This window comes from Cognatundibacterium curvum (assembly GCF_014284235.1).
GTDB lineage: Bacteria > Pseudomonadota > Gammaproteobacteria > Burkholderiales > Burkholderiaceae_D > Undibacterium > Undibacterium curvum.
In genome coordinates this window covers 22,155-41,435 of the sequence record NZ_JACOGD010000005.1, presented here as the reverse complement: position 1 = coordinate 41,435, position 19,281 = coordinate 22,155, and the positions used below count along the sequence as shown (strand labels likewise).

General features: G+C 48.2%; 14 protein-coding genes. 1 reads left to right on the top strand and 13 read right to left on the bottom strand.

Features of this window, described 5'->3' with window-relative positions:
- Positions 1-26: 26 nt before the first annotated feature.
- The 3 genes from H8K43_RS10370 to H8K43_RS10360 are packed head-to-tail and all read right to left on the bottom strand — an operon-like array spanning position 27 to position 5,158.
- A complete protein-coding gene (locus H8K43_RS10370) occupies positions 27-2,978 on the bottom strand; it encodes a glycosyltransferase (RefSeq protein ID WP_186903780.1) in 2,952 nt (983 codons plus the stop codon).
- A 4-nt stretch (positions 2,979-2,982) separates the two neighbouring features.
- Entirely contained in the window at positions 2,983-4,338 is a 1,356-nt protein-coding gene (locus H8K43_RS10365; RefSeq protein ID WP_186903779.1) for an ABC transporter ATP-binding protein, read from the bottom strand.
- Positions 4,328-5,158: an ABC transporter permease gene (locus H8K43_RS10360; protein ID WP_186903778.1), complete on the bottom strand. Its 831-nt coding sequence runs from the start codon at positions 5,156-5,158 to the stop codon at positions 4,328-4,330. Before H8K43_RS10360 ends, H8K43_RS10365 begins: the two co-directional genes overlap by 11 nt.
- A 451-nt stretch (positions 5,159-5,609) precedes the next feature.
- Between H8K43_RS10360 and H8K43_RS10355 the strand changes: the two genes are divergently transcribed.
- On the top strand, positions 5,610-6,386 hold the full coding sequence (locus H8K43_RS10355) for an exodeoxyribonuclease III (protein ID WP_186903777.1): 777 nt from the start codon (positions 5,610-5,612) through the stop codon (positions 6,384-6,386).
- A gap of 60 nt (positions 6,387-6,446) precedes the next feature.
- On the opposite strand, the gene H8K43_RS10350 is transcribed toward H8K43_RS10355, so the two are convergent.
- The 10 genes from H8K43_RS10350 to gshA all read right to left on the bottom strand — a co-directional run bounded on the left by H8K43_RS10350 (position 6,447) and on the right by gshA (position 19,264).
- Positions 6,447-8,120 carry a bifunctional metallophosphatase/5'-nucleotidase gene (locus H8K43_RS10350; RefSeq protein ID WP_186903776.1) on the bottom strand — a complete coding sequence of 558 codons (1,674 nt, stop codon included), beginning with the start codon at positions 8,118-8,120 and terminating at the stop codon, positions 6,447-6,449.
- 103 nt (positions 8,121-8,223) lie between these two features.
- Complete coding sequence (locus H8K43_RS10345; RefSeq protein WP_186903775.1) at positions 8,224-10,605, bottom strand: TonB-dependent receptor; 2,382 nt, start codon at positions 10,603-10,605, stop codon at positions 8,224-8,226.
- 640 nt (positions 10,606-11,245) lie between these two features.
- Positions 11,246-12,154 (bottom strand): M48 family metallopeptidase, encoded by a 909-nt coding sequence (locus tag H8K43_RS10340; RefSeq protein WP_186903774.1) that lies wholly within the window; start codon positions 12,152-12,154, stop codon positions 11,246-11,248.
- A 113-nt stretch (positions 12,155-12,267) separates the two neighbouring features.
- Positions 12,268-12,876, bottom strand: coding sequence for a methionine biosynthesis protein MetW (metW, locus tag H8K43_RS10335; RefSeq protein WP_186903773.1), 609 nt, complete (start codon positions 12,874-12,876; stop codon positions 12,268-12,270).
- Positions 12,873-14,024 carry a homoserine O-succinyltransferase MetX gene (gene metX / locus H8K43_RS10330; RefSeq protein WP_230403857.1) on the bottom strand — a complete coding sequence of 384 codons (1,152 nt, stop codon included), beginning with the start codon at positions 14,022-14,024 and terminating at the stop codon, positions 12,873-12,875. The genes metW and metX overlap by 4 nt, the downstream gene beginning before the upstream one ends.
- A 236-nt stretch (positions 14,025-14,260) precedes the next feature.
- Entirely contained in the window at positions 14,261-16,015 is a 1,755-nt protein-coding gene (ptsP, locus tag H8K43_RS10325) for a phosphoenolpyruvate--protein phosphotransferase (RefSeq protein WP_186903771.1), read from the bottom strand.
- Positions 16,016-16,111: 96 nt separating this feature from the next.
- Positions 16,112-16,381: an HPr family phosphocarrier protein gene (locus H8K43_RS10320; RefSeq protein WP_162019144.1), complete on the bottom strand. Its 270-nt coding sequence runs from the start codon at positions 16,379-16,381 to the stop codon at positions 16,112-16,114.
- A gap of 36 nt (positions 16,382-16,417) precedes the next feature.
- Complete coding sequence (locus H8K43_RS10315; protein ID WP_186903770.1) at positions 16,418-16,816, bottom strand: PTS sugar transporter subunit IIA; 399 nt, start codon at positions 16,814-16,816, stop codon at positions 16,418-16,420.
- A gap of 114 nt (positions 16,817-16,930) precedes the next feature.
- Positions 16,931-17,872, bottom strand: a complete 942-nt coding sequence (gene gshB / locus H8K43_RS10310) for a glutathione synthase (protein WP_186903769.1) — start codon at positions 17,870-17,872, stop codon at positions 16,931-16,933.
- 93 nt (positions 17,873-17,965) lie between these two features.
- Positions 17,966-19,264 carry a glutamate--cysteine ligase gene (gene gshA / locus H8K43_RS10305; protein ID WP_186903768.1) on the bottom strand — a complete coding sequence of 433 codons (1,299 nt, stop codon included), beginning with the start codon at positions 19,262-19,264 and terminating at the stop codon, positions 17,966-17,968.
- Positions 19,265-19,281: the final 17 nt, after the last annotated feature.

The window sequence follows — 19,281 nt, the reverse complement described above, 5'->3', positions numbered from 1 at the left end:
GATGCGATGGAAACTCAAATATACCTTCATCCAATTGATTTATTCGTATCGACAACGAACTGCTCATCAATCGCCTGTGTCCTCGAAATATTTCGTGCGAGTGCAACAGGATAAGCTGCACTAAACGCATCGCAGCGTTTTTTTACCTGTTCAGGATCCATAGGAGTACGGTACATGGATGTCAGTTTCGGTACGTAGATAAACTCATTATTGTGTGCGTAGCGCACCCATAGGGTCCAGTCTTCCAACGCTTCCATATCCTCGTCAAATCCGCCACGTTGCTCAAACAATGAACGCTCAAACAGTACGGACTGTATCGGAAAAAAGTTATGATGACGCAGAATCTGATAATCATAATTCTGGCGTAATGCGTCTGGCACCTGATAGCTGCATTCCTCGTAATAGCCATCGTTTATCTGACTGCTATCGGTCATTATTTCCCATGCCAGACTATAGGCAGCACTCGCCTTAGGCTGGTCTGTCAGCGCATGCACCAGTACTTCGACATGATCCGAAAAAAGTAAGTCGTCATCATCTAAGAATAAGCACCAACGACCATTTGCCTGCTGCATTCCATAATTACCAGTTGCAGAACGCCCACACTTTTCTAAACCAAAATAGCGCAGTGGCAGAGGCACATTTCCACGCAAACCTGCGATCAGTTCCTCTGCGGTGTTACCGCCATCCTCAACAATAATATGTTCTATGTTGGGATAGGTCTGACGCGCTACAGAAACAATTGCCTGACGCAGATAGTGTTCACGACCACGATAAGTACGGGTAATAACACTGACCAGGGGCGGTGGCTCTGGCAGGGCATGTTGCTCTATAAAAGCACCGTCACGTATCATTTCAAAATCCCATGCACGGAAAGGGAAATTTACCTTACTCGAAGAACGGGAAAATAAAACTTTTGGTGTCAGTAAGACCAGACGGAACAGATTTTTAAATACGTCGAAGCGCGAGCCGGGATAGGCCTCATTTGCCATCATTAATCTCAGGCTTAATATGGGAACTGCCATCACGTCCCAAAAATTCCCATACTTCAATCGCAAATACAAATTAGCAAAAGTGCTGCCCGTGTACTGTAGCTTCTTAACTTGCCCGGCACTTTCATAGGTGTAATGCCATACAACTGCCTGAGGGCAATATCGCAATACATACCCAGCCCTGCGCAAACGATAAGATAGCTCTACGTCTTCACCGTACATGAACAGCGTTTCATCGTAACCTTTGATGCGTTCCAATGCAGACCGTCGCAATAACACGCAGGCATGGGAATTCCAGCTGGTACTGCCGGTAATCGGGTCGTAATACTTGGGATGTTCATAAGGCTTTTGTCTCAATTCCCAAGCCGCTGCCCTGTCTGTGTCCGCCTGTGCTGAAGACACGATATTCAGTAAAGCATTTCTTTCAAAGGTCAAGTCAATATTCGTGACCAGGCAATATGGTGCTTTCCCAGCCCGAATTCCGGCATTATGCCCTGCGCCAAAACCTCTGTTTTCTCTTTCAAGAATCTCAACTGTCAAGCCATGTTCAACTAATCTTTGCGAAAAAATCCGCAACTGCTTAACCGTATCATCTGTAGACGCGTTATCTACAAAATATAAATTGATTAACTTTTTATCGTAATTGAGTGCCAATAATGAATTGGTAAACGCCTCTATCCATCGGCCGTTGTTATAGGTCACGATACTGATATCGATACGTGGTAACTGTTCCGGTTTAAGTGCAGGTGGCAGGCAAACTGCCAGTGACTGCTGCATCGTTTCGCAACGCTCTTTGACGATATCTGCAATTGTTCCCTGATTCATACTTGAATGTGGTGCAACTGCGGTTAAATTCATTACCTTAGACCAAGATGCACCAAGCAAGTTATAAAGTGGCTTAGGCACTAAGATGCGCGAACGGCTAACAATGAACTTAATACCATTCCAAAGCGGTGTCACATTTCCTTTACTTAAATGTATTAGCCAGCGCAATGGTGCACTTAATTTCCAGGCTGTACTGGCACGAATTTCGACTACTTGCGCGAACGCAGCATCTCTTTCACTTTTTATGGATAACAAGCTACGCTGCAATTCCTCGCTTTGTTCAGTCAGAACAGAAATTTGATTTTTATGCTCTGCTAAATTGCGTTCCTGAACCCGATTAAGTTCCGCAATATCCTGTTCCAGATGTGCTATCCACTTTTTATGCTGCGCAATATCTTCGACACGATGATCTAAGGCTATTTTTATCGACTGATAGGTATCCGAATGCTCAACATCTTGCTCAAGAAAACTGGTAGCGAACTCGGGTAGGGCAGCATTTGAAACCAATGCAATCCAATATAGCGGACAACGCATGCCACTCTGAGTCTGAAGCTGTCCTTCTTCACGGCGATGAGTGATCAAGCCAGTACTGTCGGACTCTGCGAAAATCCCGGAACCATAAATCAGCTTTTGTCCAAAAAATTTGGTATAAGAAAAATGCTTATTTAGCAATTCTTTGAATTCATGTTCATATAATTCTTTAACATGATATTCATTTTCAATCCCAGGCAAGTCAGTATAAAAATGCTTATCTGGGCTGGAAATCAGTAACAGGCCATCTGGACGCAGAACACGTCGAATTTCAAGCATCATCTCTTCATGCTGATCATGGTGCTCTATGGTCTCAAAACTGACGACCAAATCGACACTGGCGTCAGCCAGTGGAATCGCCGCACAACTTCCAACGCGATATTCCAGATTCGCTTTGTTATAGCGCGCAGTTGCATGCTGAACCGCTTCATTTGAGATATCAACGCCATAAACCTGTTGCGCGCACTCAGCTAAAAGAGCAGATCCATACCCTTCACCACTGGCGATATCCAGCACAATTTTTCCCTTTGCTAATGTGCTGGCTTGTACATATCGATGTATATGTTCCAATTCAATATTGCCATTGATTTCGGGTACATATCGTTCACCAGTAAATTTAAGAATATTTTCCATTTCATCAATCTCTGGTTGTCAATTTAATGTCTTGCATAGGAATTCCCATCAAGCCAGTAGCCACTGAGCTTGCTTCCGATTTAAAAATAAGTGCATCATGTAACCAATGATGCTGAACATGCATTTCCTGAGTTCCAGTTGCAATAGCAGCACCAACGCTATAGTCACCCGCTGGCAGTATTGGCATGGCAAACGTAAATTCTGCTTCCAGATCACTTCCTGCATCACAAGACATTGATGCATCTGCGTAGCTCAGATAGGTGTTATCTCCAAATAATGCCTGGCCTCTGTGATCCTTAATGGAAAATCCGACGATAGGGTTGACTAACTCCTGATGCGCCTGGGCATATATTTTTAAGGTGACGATTTCTCCGCCCACCACCCAATTTAAGGGCTTGCCATTCACGTCGCTAAATTCAACACTCTTAATTTGCGCTCCACCTTGTCCAAATGCGGAAGCATCATGATCAAATGCAAATATGCGCAAATCGTTACGCAAGTTACTTGCGTTGACAAAATCCTGACGTTGATCACGAAACGAAACGGGCTCAGCTTTGCGTACCGTTTTCAATTTCTTTGTGTCACTCTTTCCTTGCTGCGCTTCATAATAAGCCTGCAGATAGGATGCACACACTTCTTTTGGATGACCCTGCTCTATCAAACTGCCTTTTTCCAGCCAGATTACGCGGTTACACAGGTTCTTCACAGCACCGGTATCGTGACTGACGAAAAGAACCGTTCCGTTTTTCATGAAGTCACGCAGGAAGCGCATACATTTTTGTGTGAAGAAGGCGTCTCCCACCGCCAGCGCCTCATCGATGATCAGAATATCGGCATCAACATGAGCAATGACAGCAAATGCCAGTCGCACCATCATGCCACTGGAGTATGTACGCACTGGTTGCTCTATGAATTCGCCTATGTCAGCAAAGGCTTCAATATCTTTGAATCTTGCTTGTATTTGCTCTGCTGTGAGGCCAAGCACAGCCGCATTCATATGTACATTTTCACGCCCGGTAAATTCCGGATTAAATCCAGATCCGAGTTCCAGCAATGCAGCTATGCGTCCATCGGTGCGGACCTGGCCTGTACTGGGAGTCAGTGTTCCACAGATGATTTGCAATAAAGTGGACTTACCAGATCCATTGCGCCCGATAATACCGACCGTCTCACCTTTTTTTATCTCGAAATTTATATCTTTCAAAGACCAGTATTCACGAAAATAATTTTCAGACCTGATGCCGAACAGATTCTTTATCTTAGGAAAAATAAACTGTTTTAACCTGTCAGCTGGCGTGCCATACATTTGATAGTATTTGCCCAATCCACTGACACTGATTGCATTACTATCAGAGTACATCTGCAAATCCTTTTCTGGTTTTCTGAAACCAAACAAATCCTACCCATGCAATGATGCTGGCAACCGCCGTATACATACCCAAACCGGTCCATTCGGGCATGAGACCCCAATAAATCACGTTTCTCGCTTGTTCAATGATAAAAGTCAGCGGATTCAGCATTAACCACTTTTGAAAAATTGGCGGAACAGCGCTGATAGGATAGAAAATTGGCGAGAGAAACATCAACACCATGGCAATGATGCCGACTGTCTGACCAACGTCACGCAGGAATACACCTAATGAGGCAAGGAACCAGGCCGCACCTAAAGAAACGATAATAAGTGGCAGGAACACGATAGGCAAAAACACAATTGTCCAATGCCAAAACCCATTGAAAAGTAAATATCCCACCAGTAAAACAGCAACACTGATTACGCTATGAAACAACGCAGCACCCAGCGTAATCACTGGTAAAATTTCTAACGGAAATATCACACGTTTGACGAAATTTGTATTTGAAGTAATCACAGCATGTGAGCGATTGATCACGTCCGCAAACAAGCCATGCACGATCATTCCAGTAAAGAGCAAAATAGCGAACTCAGTCTGACTTTGCGATTCACTACCTCCCCAACGGGACTTAAATACAACCGAAAAAACAAAGGTATAGACCATCAATAGAATTGCGGGGTGCAAAAATGACCATGCCAATCCCATAGAAGAGCCTTTATAGCGACCGACGACTTCGCGCTGAGTCATTTGCAAAATCAGGCGGCGATTTTTCCAAATACTAAGTATGGGTGCCTTAAAGTTGCACGGATGTGTTTCATGCGGATTCATACATGCACCCGACCTTGTTGTATGGGAAAAAAGATGTTTACTTGGGATATAACTGTGGAATACATCAAAAACAATGATTGGATAAGTTACGAGATTAAAAATCTATTAACTTTTATTGGCAGGAAAAACGATATTATATAATCTGGGGCTGAACCAAAAATGAATTTAGCGGATGGATGAAATTCCCTTGATGCTACCTGATATCAACGATAATTTTATAATACGTTACAATTTGAATGATTTTCCGTCTTCCAGTTTCAGGACATTTAAGACTGGATTGAATTTGGATTTATTTATTTTCAACAGCGCCGCCCCCACTCTCGACGTTTCAACTTGATCAATAAGCAGTCACACTAACTCAAGCAGGCGGCAAGCTTTACGCGCTACTCTTGTTCGCTTCATCTCAATTCGCAAGCCATCAGGCTTTATCCTTTCCTTTAGTATTCATCCTATGAAAAAAATCATCTCCGCCAATCTGAACGGCATCCGCTCTGCTGCTAAAAAAGGTTTTTTTGAATGGATGAGAAAAGAAGATCCTGACTTTGTTTGTGTGCAGGAACTCAAGGCACAGGCTACGGATATGACGTTAGATTTTTTGAATCCACATGGTTTTCACGGTCATTTTCATTATGCAGAGAAAAAAGGCTATTCCGGTGCCGGTGTGTACAGTAAACAGCAGCCAGATAAGGTCCACATAGGTTTTGGCAGCGCGGAGTTCGATGCTGAGGGGCGCTATGTGCGCTGCGACTTTGGCAATCTGTCCGTCATTTCTGTCTATTGCCCATCCGGCTCTTCGTCTCCTGAAAGACAGGAAGCAAAGTTCCGCTTTATGGCAGAATTTCTGCCGCATCTGGCTGCATTGAAAGCGGAAGGACGCGAGCTGGTGATTTGTGGCGACTGGAATATCGCACACAAAGAAATTGATTTGAAAAACTGGAAAAGCAATCAAAAAAATTCCGGCTTCCTGCCTGAAGAACGCGCCTGGATGACGCAGGTGTTTGATGAATTAGGCTGGGTCGACGCCTACCGTCGGCTGCATCCGGATACCACCAGTGAATGCTATACATGGTGGAGTAACCGCGGTCAGGCTTGGGCAAATAACGTAGGCTGGCGTATCGACTATCAGGTGGTAACACCGGGTATTGCAGAAAAAGCGCACGCAGCGAGTATCTACAAGGATGAACGTTTTTCAGACCACTCGCCGCTGATTATTCAATATCAGGTCTGAACAATTAGCACCTCAGGCAACTAACTGTTGAAAAAAAGGCTGGAAAATTCCAGCCTTTTTTTATTTCAGGATTACCCGGTTGACCGGTATTTGCTCTATTTTTCGACCAGCTTCGCGGATGTATGACTCCATCGCATCGAGGTCACGTCCGATCAGGGCACGCTCACTGGCCTGCCGGAATACGGTAAATCCATCACCACCGTCGGCAAGAAAGCTGTTCACAATCACGGTATACATTTTTTCATTGGACAGCAATTCACCATGCAGGCGCAGGTTCTGTATCTGTTCCGCCGCAACTGCTTTCTGGTGCCATTCATAACTAAAGCCATCAGACACAAACAGTTTTTTGACCTCGCCGGCAAGCCGGTTTTGCCATTGTTGCTGTAAAACCTGACGAATCTGCTCGCCCGTCATTTTTAAACGGATAACACCGTTACCAAAAGGCTGCACCGCATACAGGTCACCAAAATTGACTTGTACTGGGCTGGTATTCACGCCTGAGGGCAGGTCGTTGCGTATGCCACCGGAATTCATGAATGCGATATCCGCCTGACCGATATGCTGAGCATGATGCAATTGCGCGTCAGCGATCAGATTACCCAGCGTACTGTCGAACACTTTGTCCTGACTAAAACGCAGCAATGGTTTATTCAAGCTGATCACTGGCCGTGAGCGCATCGATGCTGTCAGGCGCGAGACTTCAGCCACCAGCTTTTGCGCAGCAGCGTCCGGCACAATTTGCTGCTGATCGATCAGATGGTTGACTGCTTCCGCTTTGACTACACGCCGGCTCGCCTTATCGATACTCAGCGTTGACTCTGTTAAAAATGCCCCATAACTCCGTCCTTGCACCACCAGTTTGTTGCCGATTTTACAGGTGTAGCCCTGATGTGAATGTCCGGACACAATCAGACTCACTGCTGGGTCGATGCGATTGGCAATACCTATGACAGGTCCCTGCAAACCTTCGCAGCGATAAGTCGGATCATTCTCTGAACCTTTGAAATTGGCACCTTCATGGATCAACACAACGATTGCGTCTACACCCTGCTTTTGCAGTTCAGGCACATAGCGATTGATCGCCTTTGCTTCATCTTCAAATTCCAGTTGCTTCACTGCATCGCCTGCGACCAGGTTAGGCACATCCGCAGTCACGGCACCGATAAAACCGATTTTCAGATTACCCACCTGGCGTACTACATAAGGCGGCAACCAGGCTTGCCGGGTCGTTTTGTCGATCACATTCGCGCCCAGATAAGCGTAGCGTGCACCGCTGAAGTCGCTAAAAGCGCAGCCTGTCTGCGGGCAGCCGCCCTGGATACGGCGCATCAGATCTGCAGTACCGGAATCAAACTCATGATTGCCAACGGCCGTTACACTTAAGTCGATACGGTTGAGTGCTTCAACCACTGGTTCGTCCTTGAGCAAAGCGGAACCCATCGGTGATGCCCCCATCAAATCGCCTGCACCGACCAGAATACTGGCACCTACTGCAGCGCGCCGCTCCTTCAATTTAGCGGCCAGATACGCATAGCCACCGGCCGCACCATTGACGACCTTACCATTGTGGTTCTGTGTGTACTGATACGGTACCGGCTGTTCTGACTGCAAGTTGCCATGAAAATCGTTGATACTGAATATGGTCACCTGCTCAGGTGCTGCTGGTTTCAGCGCGCAAGCGGGTAACAACAAGGCTAACAGGCTGACTGAAAGAATTTTGGATGAATACATCATGACTCCGGAATAGCAAGAAAAAAGGTCTGCAAACCCTGAGATTTGCAGACCTTCTGAAATGTCTGCTGCTAAAGACAGCAGCAGGATACTGACTCAGAACAGATTAGAAATCTGCGGAGAAAGTGATCGATGTGAAGCGTGGAGCACCGAGGTAGTAGAACACAGTTTTCGCACCAGCTGTACCGTATGCCTGAGCATTCGTTACATTGAAGCTGGATGGATTACGGTATTGTTTGTCCAACAGGTTAGCTACGTTCAAACGCAAAGTCGGCTTTTTCATCCAACCTGTATTTGGGAACTGATAACCAGCATCAAAACCAACCAAAGTGTAAGCAGGAACCAATTCATCATTGGTCATGGTTGCCCATTGTTTACCTGTGTATTTAGCTTTCAAACGTGCATACCACACACTGGTCTCATACTGAGCACTCAGACCTGCTTTGTACTTCGGTGTCAGAGTCATTTCTTTACCTGCTGTTGGTAAAGATGCTGTTTTATTGACTGGCAAATCTGCCTGAATTTCAGATTTCGCGTAGCCTAAAGAGCTGTAGAACGACCAGCCATTGACTGGAGTGTTACCCAGTTCAACCTCGAAACCTTTAGTCTTGACTTTGCCGACACTGGTCAGGCTGCTGGTGTTCGTAACAACGTCATAGGCTGTAGCCTGACGATCACGGAAATCAACTGCATATACAGTTACCTGACCTGTCAGCTTGTCGCTTTGATGACGATAGCCTAAATCCAGATTGAAGGATGTTTCAGCTTTTACGTCAACTGGCATTGTAGCTACACCATTCACCAGTACGACATTACCAGTCGTCGCATAGATGAAATTTGGCGGTGCTTTCATATTTTTTGCCAGACTTGCGAATACCTGATTGTTGTTATCGATCTGGTAGCGCGCGCCCAATTGCGGCAAAATTTCAGAATAAGACTTGCTGATGTTGTAGCTGGTGCCTGCGCCTTCATTCGCGAAGTTTGTGAAGTCACGCTTCATGGTAGGAGCACGTACACCGAAGTTCAATGTCAACGCATCATTCATCAGGCTGATGGTGTCCTGAGCAAAAATCTGATAGCCAGTACTGATCGTTTTCCAGTCACGGGACTGGTATGGTGTACCGTCAGGACGGAGAATACGGCCTTCTTTCAACCAGATATCTGCAGACTCACCATTTGCACCAACTGCAACCATAGGACCAAATTGCTCATGTGTTGCACGTTCGTACCAGAAGCCAACCAATACCTGATGGTTATCGAACTGGTGTGTCAAAGAAGCGGTAACTCCAGGACGATTGGTACGTGTCACACTCGCGTTTGCAACGATGACTTTGTCCAAAGTATCACCGTCGCCATTGAGGTCTACGCCAACCGTATTTTTGCCAGTGGCCGGATTCAGGAAACCACCTTCAGAGACCAGTTTTTGTTGTACACCACCGTTACCATAGCCATACCAGTAGTAAGGAATAACTTTTACGTCGGTATTTTCACCAAAACGTGCTTTGATGGTAGTGGATGCAATCACGTTTTCAAACGGATTTTGCGTCAACATGTAGTAAGAGTCTGCATTTGCCTGACTTGGGTCGTTATCTGCTTTACCCTTGGTCGGTGTTACATGGCCAATGAACTTTGTCGAATAATCGTAGTAGTAGCCGTTTTTGTTCAAATCAGCCAAGCTGAAAGAACTGATGTTCTGATTCACTGCACGGTTGTACAGGATGGTACCGGAAACAGAGTTGAAGCGATCGAAGTCAGTACGGAAACCCATGTCGACGTGGTCACGACGTGCGCCGCCATCGCCTTTCCATTTGTCGGCTTGTGCGTTGGAATAAGAAATGAAGAAACGCGCTTTGTTATCCAACACCATACCGGTGTCGTAACGCATATAGGTTTTAGTCAGGTGCAAGCCACCGACTGTCTGCATGAAGCGGAAACGTTTTTCTTTGGATGGATCGCAAGTTGTGATACCGAAGTTACCACCGGTCGCACCGATTTGTGGAGAATCCACATCGGTCGAACCCTGAGTCACAAATTGGGTGCAAGTATTTTCCTGATCCACAAATTCTTGCGGGTAAACTGCAAAGTTACCGGAATCATTAACCGGAACGCCATTGATGGTTGCACCGATCTGGTCGCTGTTGAAACCACGCAGTGTCAGACCACCACCGAACAAACCAGTCGCATCGTAGTTGTAGCTGTTAACCGCTGGCATCAGTTCCAATGCTTCATACGCATTACCGGTTGGACGCTGTTTAGCCAGTTCTTCTGCTGTGATTGTGCTGCGTGCTTTAGGTGCGTTTTCCTGCACCATCAAACCCATACCGACTTTTTTGCCAGTAATAGTAACTTGTTTAGAATCTACCGGATCATTGCTGGTAGTGGCTTGCTGCGCATAAGCGGAAGACATGCCCAGGCATGCGATCTGGCATGCTACTGCGACCATCGACAAACGCGATGGAAACGCAGACGATTGCTTAGTTTGTTTCATTGACTGCTCCTGATCAGATTACAGATAAATAAAGATTGCGTTAAACCTTGTCTATCATCTCAAGCCTTCAACACAGCTTGATGACATCTCCATCACCACACTTTGTATGACCGTCTAACGGTTTTTTGAAAACTATTGAGTCTGCTATAACTATTTCATTTCGGTGATAGCCCCTATCCCAAGGACCTGATCCGATCAGGCGCAAACGATTGCTATACTTTGTGCAACTGCAGAAAAAGCTACTTTTTCATATTGCGCAAACGATTGCTTTTCGGAACAAAAAAACAGACGATTTCTGACATCGTCTCTTTTTGGGGCATCTTCAACAAAAAATTTGCTGCTTTGCAAACTTACTGAAACAGATATATTGATATGTGAAATAAGTCTAGCACAGAAATTTTTGCATCTTACAAAGTGTTACACCCAATTATGAAAGGATGATGACAAAGTGGTTTTTCTGCAAAAAATATGTCACATACACACCACAAAGTTAACATTTTTGTCATTATTTTGACGTATTACCCGGATTTTACCGACTTTTCATGAGAAAAGCCCCATGTCATGAAAATTAATTTTCATGACATGGGGCTAAAGTCCTCAGAAGACGAGCGCACAGACGGCACGCTGCCGTCCATCCTTTTTATGGATAACTAATTGGTGCTATGCCTTTTACATTAGTTTGGTAAGCAGGAATCCGGTCCAAAGGCAGCGATTTTGCACGTGCATATAAAGGCATTACTTCAGGAAAATGCCGACGGATTTCATCAATGCGTGTTTTTCCGGCAGGATGGGTGGATAACCACTGCGGGGGCGAGTTTTTATTGACCATGCCCATCTTTTGCCACAGGCTCACACCAGCACGCGGATCATAGCCAGCACGGGCCGCAATTTCCAAACCAACCACGTCAGCCTCAGTTTCATCATCGCGTGAAAATTTAAGCATACTGACATTCGCCACTCCGCCTGCCACCGAACCCGCGATAGAAGGATCATAACCTTTGGCAGCAGCAAAAATTTCTGCCAGTTTTACACCAAAATTAGCGACAGCAGCTTTGCCCGCACGCTCAGCGCCGTGTTCACGCAAGGCATGCGCGATTTCATGTCCCATCACGATCGCAACTTCATCGTCGGTGAGCTTCAGGATATCAAGGATACCGCTGTAAAAAGCAATTTTGCCACCTGGCATGCAATACGCATTAATTTGCTTGGAACCCAGCAAATTCACTTCCCATTTCCAGTCTTTGGCGCGTTCATTCCAAGGCAGCGCAAACGGAATCAGCTTTTTGGCGATGCTGCGTAAACGTATGACTTGCGGGTGGTCATCCGGACCCAAGGCACGTTGCTGCTGTGCCTGTTGCAAGGTCTGAGTGTACTGTGCAGCAGCTTGTTTTTCCAAGGTACCGGTAGGCGCAAACTTGCGCATGATAGACATATTGCCGACGCTGACACCCTCATGCTGCGTGTTGTCCTGCGCAAGCACCGGAATCGCCAGGCCCAGCGTGAGACTCAGGCATGTTGCCAGCATTGATTTCAAATAGGGTGGCTTCATAAACGTACATTCATGGGAAATGGAAACAAGATGGTAACAGCCTTGCCGGTTTTCAAGCAAAGTATGGCAAAGTTTCACACTTCACACTCCCCGTGAACGTGCTCAATGCGGCTTCAGCTGTTTTTCTTACGCAAACGGAATACCGCCAGACTGCCGCGCCAGTTGGGTAATACATGGATAGGCTGCCCTTCATGCAAAGCCACGCATTGCATGACTTCCAGGCCGACTTCATTGGCCAGATCAGCAAAATCATAAATCGTGGCGCAACGCACGTTAGGCGTGTCGTACCACTGATAAGGTAAAGATTTCGACACGGGCATTTTGCCGAGTAATAAAGCGGTGCGATGTGGCCAGTAACCAAAATTAGGGAAAGAAACGATCGCTTCGCGCCCTACCCTGGCGATATCGCGCAACAAGGGTTCTACATGCTTCATCATCTGCAGCGAGGATAAACACAGCACGGTATCAAAGGCATTGTCATTAAACATGCCCAGTCCATGCTCCATGTCCTGCTGAATCACACTCACATAGCGCTTCGCGCTGGCCAGTACTTTATCATCGGCGATTTCTATACCGTAACCGCTGCATTGCTTATCTGTCTGCAGATAATCAAGCATCACGCCATCGCCGCAACCTACATCCAGCACTTGCGAGCCTGCTTGCACCCAATCAGCGATAAAAGCCAGGTCGGGACGTAGCTGGTTCAATTCTGCGAAATTCATGCTGTCTGTCCTTTCAACTCTGCATCTATACGGTCAAAATAAGCGCCGACCAGGTTCAGGTAACGTGCATCATCCAGCAGGAAGGCATCATGTCCATGTGGTGCATCGATTTCTGCATACGTCACTGTACGGCGGTTGCTGACCAGGGCACGAACGATTTCACGGCTGCGTTCAGGTGAGAAGCGCCAGTCTGTGGTGAATGAGGCAATCAGGAACTTCGCCTTAGTCTGCGCCAAAGCCTGCGCCAGATCGCCAGCGGTATGGCGCGCCGGATCAAAGTAATCCAGCGCTTTGGTAATCAGCAAATAGGTATTGGCATCGAAGTAGTCTGAGAACTTATCGCCCTGATAGCGCAGATAGGATTCAATTTCAAAGTCGACGCCGTAACCGAACTGGTAATCTCCGCTCTTCAGATCACGACCAAATTTTTCCGCCATGTCGTCATCGGATAAATAAGTGATATGACCTATCATCCTGGCCACCCGCAAACCACGGCGCGGCACTACCTGATGGGCATAAAAATCACCACCATGAAAATCCGGGTCAGTCAGTATTGCCTGACGCGCTACGTCATTGAAGGCAATATTCTGAGCGGACAGTTTGGGTGTGGAAGCGATTACCACGCAATGTTGCAAGCGATCCGGATACAAAATACTCCAGGCCAGCGCCTGCATACCACCCAGCGAACCACCCATCACAGCAGCAAACTGTTGTATCCCAAACTGGTCAGCGACCCGCGCCTGCGCATTGACCCAGTCTTCCACGGTAATCACTGGAAAATCTGCGCCATACGGTTTGCCAGTCGCCGGGTTTTCATGCATAGGGCCAGTCGAGCCGAAACAGGAACCCAGATTATTGATACCGATCACAAAGAAGCGCGTGGTATCGACCGGTTTTCCGGGGCCTACCATGTTGTCCCACCAACCCAGATTTTTCGGCTGATCGGCATACACACCAGCCACATGATGCGAGGCATTCAAGGCGTGACAAATTAAAACGGCATTGGATTTATCCGCATTCAGTTCACCATAAGTTTCCACCATCAAGGTGTAACCGGCGATACTGGCACCGCTTTGCAATGCCAGTGGCTGTTCGAAACGAAACGCTTGTGGCGTCACGATGCCTACAGATCCGGGGGAGTCAGACATACACTCTTCCATCGGGAATATCCCGTCAAAATAACTGTGAAGGAAGGCTAAAAGGTGGGCTGAATGGGGAAGGATAAGCTGCATTCAAGCTCGCTTTAGCCGTATTTATCATCCGGAAGATATCCGGAAAGCGCCCGCAAGCTGATTCTCAAATCGGCGCTACTGAGTAAGGATAAACAAGTCCGGCGCTGCCGTCAAACAACAGCTGTGGAATCGGGCTTCCACCCGGACAGCGGCTAGCCGGCTTGCTCCATTGCCGCCAGATGCTCCCGTATTTGCAGGGGATCAAAACTGCGTAAAATTTTCTTCAATGGTGCCTGCAGATTTTCCAGGGTGGTATTCAAGACCGCCTGTTTGATTTCTGGTAATAAAGCAGCAGGCATGGATAACTCGCGGTAACCCATGGCGATCAGTAAGCGGGTCAGACGGATATCGCCTGCCATACCACCGCAAATCGAGACTGGTATCTCTGCTTTATCAGCAGTACTGACTATCATCTGCATCAATTGCAGAATAGCCGGATGCAAATCGTCATACAGATGCGCAACCTCATGATCAGCCCGGTCTATCGCCAGCGTGTACTGAATCAGATCATTGGTACCTATCGACAGAAAATCCAGTTTTTTGACAAACATAGGCAAGGCCAGCGCTGCAGCGGGAATTTCTATCATGGCACCAACCGGTATCGCCGCGTCAAAAGCGATGCCTTCCGCGCTCAGCTCAGCTTTCGCCTGCGCAATCAACGCCAGCGACTGTTCGATTTCCATGCTGTGCGCCAGCATAGGGATCAGCATTTTGACTGGTCCAAATGCAGAAGCCCGCAAAATGGCACGCAGCTGCGTCATGAATAACTGCGGTTCAGACAAGCAGTAGCGTATTGCCCGCAAGCCCAGGGCCGGATTCAGTATCTGGTGCTCACTCGCGTCCAAGGGTTTATCAGCACCGACATCGAGGGTGCGTATGGTGACTGGTCGTCCCTTCATGCCAGTCACGGCTGCCTTGTAAGCGGCAAACTGTTCATCTTCCGTGGGCAATTTATGTTCGTGCCCACTGCGTTCCATGAACAGGAATTCGGAGCGGAACAGGCCAACGCCACTGGCGCCGGCATCCATCGCATGCGCGGTATCTTCAGGCAATTCGATATTGGCGAGCAGTGTGATTTCGACGCCATCCTGCGTGATGGCAGGCGTTTTCTTCAGTTTCGACAGCTTTTTCTTTTGCCGCAGTAACTGGCTCTGGCGCTCGCGGTATTGCTCCAGCACCTGAGTCGTCGGTGCCACAATCACCACGCCGGCATCGCTGTCTATAATCAGCCAGTCATCCTGCTCAATGAGGCGCGACGCATTGCCCATGCCGACTACGGCTGGAATGCCCAGACTGCGCGAGACGATGGCGGTATGCGAATTTTGTCCACCTTCATCCGTCACAAAGCCACTGAAAGCATCATCGCGGAATTGCATCATGTCAGCCGGAGAGATATCTCTGGCGACCACGATCATATTGGCACTGCGCTCATCAATACCGTCTGAGCGCGGAACGGCGTTGGCAGAGCCGGTCAGCACCTTGAGCACACGTTCGGCCACTTGCTGGATATCGGCTTTACGTTCACGCAGATAGTCGTCTTCGATTTCATCGAACTGGGCCGACAATTCATCGACCTGACTGACTAAGGCCCACTCTGCATTGTAATGACGGGTACGGATAATATCGAGCGGCGCCTCTGACACCATGGGATCAGACAGGATCAATGCGTGGACATCAAGAAACGCACCCAGCTCGGTCGGTGCGTCCTGAGGAAGATCGGCCCAGATGGCCTGTAATTCTTTATGTACCTGAGCAATCGCATCCTGCAGCCGTAACACTTCGGCCTCAACCTGCTCCTGAGCCACCAGATAATGCTGCACATCCAGTGCAGCAGGTCGTAACAGATGCGCCCTGCCTATCGCGATACCACGCGAAACCGGGATGCCTTGCAATGTAAATGATGCCATGCTGTATCCCCCAAATTTTCGTTATTGTGCCCTGATGTAAGCTCAGGTTAAGGAGACAGACAGCCGGGCTGCCTGTGCCCTGTGTATCTCGCGCTGTTATTCGCCTTCACCAAACTTATCGTTAATCAGAGCCAGCAGTCCGTCAAAACAAGCCTGTTCTTCGGGGCCATCGGTTTCCAGCAGGATTTTGCTGCCTTTTCCAGCTGCCAGCATCATCACACCCATGATGGACTTGCCATTTACACGGCGTCCGTTGCGGGTTACCCAGACTTCACTTTTGAACTTACTCGCGAGTTGGGTGAATTTTGCCGACGCACGTGCATGCAAACCCAGCTTATTAACGATTTCAATTTCTTGTTGAATCATGCTTATTCTTTCTGTTTTTTATCGTTCTGTTTTTTGTCAGATGCGTACCCGGCTATCCACCCGCGTTGCCCCGTTTTGTCCACCTGCCAACGCCATCTCCACCACCACATCCAGAGTGTCATGACGGTAGGTTAAAGCCCGCAGCAGCATAGGAAGACTGATACCAGCAATGACGGCGACCTGATCAGGCTCACCCAGCTGACGACAACAATTCGATGGCGTGCCCCCCATGATATCGGTCAACACCAACACGCCAGACCCACTATTGAGTCGCTGTACCGCTTCCAATGCCAGCTGATGTACCTGATCTGTGTTCTGATCGGCGATCACATCAATGGCTTCCAGCCGTTCAGGCATGGCACGGAACACATGAGCCGCAGCTTGTAAAAATGCCGAACCCAGCGGCGCGTGTGTCATTAAAAGGATACCAACCATATTACCTGATTACCTGTAGTGTAAGCCGGGGCCGCTAAGACCCAGTCAAGACCTCAGTCTTCGCTGACTCATGCTTCTTGTCAAGCCCAAGGCTGTATCTATACGGCGCAAGCCCTATGCCAGCACCTGTTCCAGCGCATCGATAAACATCGCCGCCACATCAAAGCCTTTTTGCTGCGTAATTTCCTGGAAGCAGGTTGGACTGGTCACATTGACTTCGGTCAGACAGGAACCGATCACATCTAATCCTACCAGCAACAATCCACGTCTATACAATTCAGGTGCCAGCGTCTGCGCAATCTCAAGATCGCGCACCGACAATTCCTGCGCCACACCGACGCCACCGGCAGCCAGATTGCCACGTACTTCACCATTCTGAGGAATGCGGGCCAGTGCAAACGGCACAACCTTGCCGCCAATCAATAAGATGCGTTTGTCGCCATGCACGATTTCCGGAATATAACGCTGCACCATGATAGTGCGCGCGCCTTGTAAAGTCAGGGTTTCAATCACCGAGCCCAGATTCATGCCATCGGCACCGATACGGAAAATACCCGCGCCACCCATACCATCGAGGGGCTTCAGTATCACATCCTGATGTTCACGGTGAAATGCACGGATACGCTGCTCATCGCGCGTGACCAGGGTCGGCGCGGTGAACTGACTGAACTGGGCGATACTGAGTTTTTCATTGTGATTACGGATCGCAGCCGGTTTGTTAAAAACGCGTGCGCCCTGGGATTCAGCCAGCTCTAACAAATAGGTGGCGTAAATGTATTCCATATCGAACGGCGGATCTTTGCGCTGTAACACCGCATCGAATGCGTGCAGTGGCATGGCTTGCGGCGCTTCAGCACGATACCAATCGTCTGCGTCACCCGTCAGCGTGATACGCGCCACATTCGCCACTACCAGGCCGGATTCCAACGCCAACTGTTCAGGGCCGAAGGCATAAATCGTGTACCCACGCTTTGCCGCTTCGCGCATCATGGCGAAAGTGGAATCTTTATAGGTTTTAAACTGCGCCAAAGGGTCGGTCAGAAATGCAATTTTCATAGCCTGTATTTCAGTTTAGACATCATTGATAGTCTGCCACAGCACGACTGGTATGCAGCACAGCACACCTGCCTTTATGCTGCAGTCCTGAGATTAATAAATTTCAGGATTCGGATCTGTTCTTTCCAGCTCAAGAGACGCAGCTAACAAAGCCAGACGCGCCACCACACCGTACATATAAAAGCGGTTAGGTGCAGCGGTGCCGGGTTTGGCACGCATATCCGGTACCGCGTGTTGCTGTGCAAATGCAAGCGGCACAAAATGCATGCCCGGTGCATTCAGATTTTCATCGACGCCACGGTCTTCATGAAAGCGGTAGAAACCACCGACCACATAGCGATCTATCATATACACCACGGGTTCCGCGACAGATTCATGCACCTGCTCAAAGGTGTACACACCTTCCTGCACAATCACGTCGCGCACTTCAACACCGTCTTTAATCACCGACATCTTATTGCGTTGCTTACGGTTCAGGTCGCGGACCTCATCCGAATTGTGCACCGTCATGACGCCCATGCCATAGGTACCAGCATCGGCTTTGACGATGACAAAGGGTTTCTCTTTGATGCCGTATTCTTTGTATTTTTTGCGTATCTTGGCCAGGATGGTATCGACTGCTGCAGCCAGCGCATCTTCGCCGGTCCGTTCATGGAAATTCACGTCTTTCACTTTCAGGAAAAACGGATTCAGCATCCAGGGATCAATATCCACCATCTTGGCGAATTTCTTCACGACTTCATCGTAAGCGGCAAAGTGATTGCTCTTACGCCGCAAGGCCCAGCCAGCATGCAGCGGCGGCAGCAGAGTCTGCTCATTGAGCTCTTCTAAAATAGCGGGAATACCGGCCGATAAATCATTATTCAACACGATGGTACACGGGTCGAAGTTCTTCAGGCCCAGCCGGCGTCCATTGGCAGAACGTTCGAGCGGCTCCAGTATCAGTTGCTCGCCATCCGGCAAATCTATGGTCACAGGCTCAGTCACTTCGGCGGACAAAGAGCCCAGGCGTACATTCAGACCAGTCTGGCGGAAAATCTTGATCATCCTTGCCACATTCTGCAGATAGAACATGTTGCGGGTGTGATTTTCCGGAATCAGCAAGAGATTTTTTGCGTCAGGGCAATATTTTTCAATAGCGGCCATCGCTGCCTGCACCGACAGCGGTAACATTTCGGTGGCCAGATTATTGAATCCGCCCGGAAACAGATTGGTATCGACTGGCGCCAGCTTGAAACCGGCGTTACGTAAGTCTACCGAGCAATAAAATGGTGGCGTATGTTCCTGCCATTCGAGGCGGAACCAACGCTCAATGGCGGGCGTTGCTTCCAGAATTTTCTTTTCGAGATCGTGCAGGGGCCCGTTGAGAGCCGTGACCAGATGCGGAACCATAGTGACCTTTGCGTTTG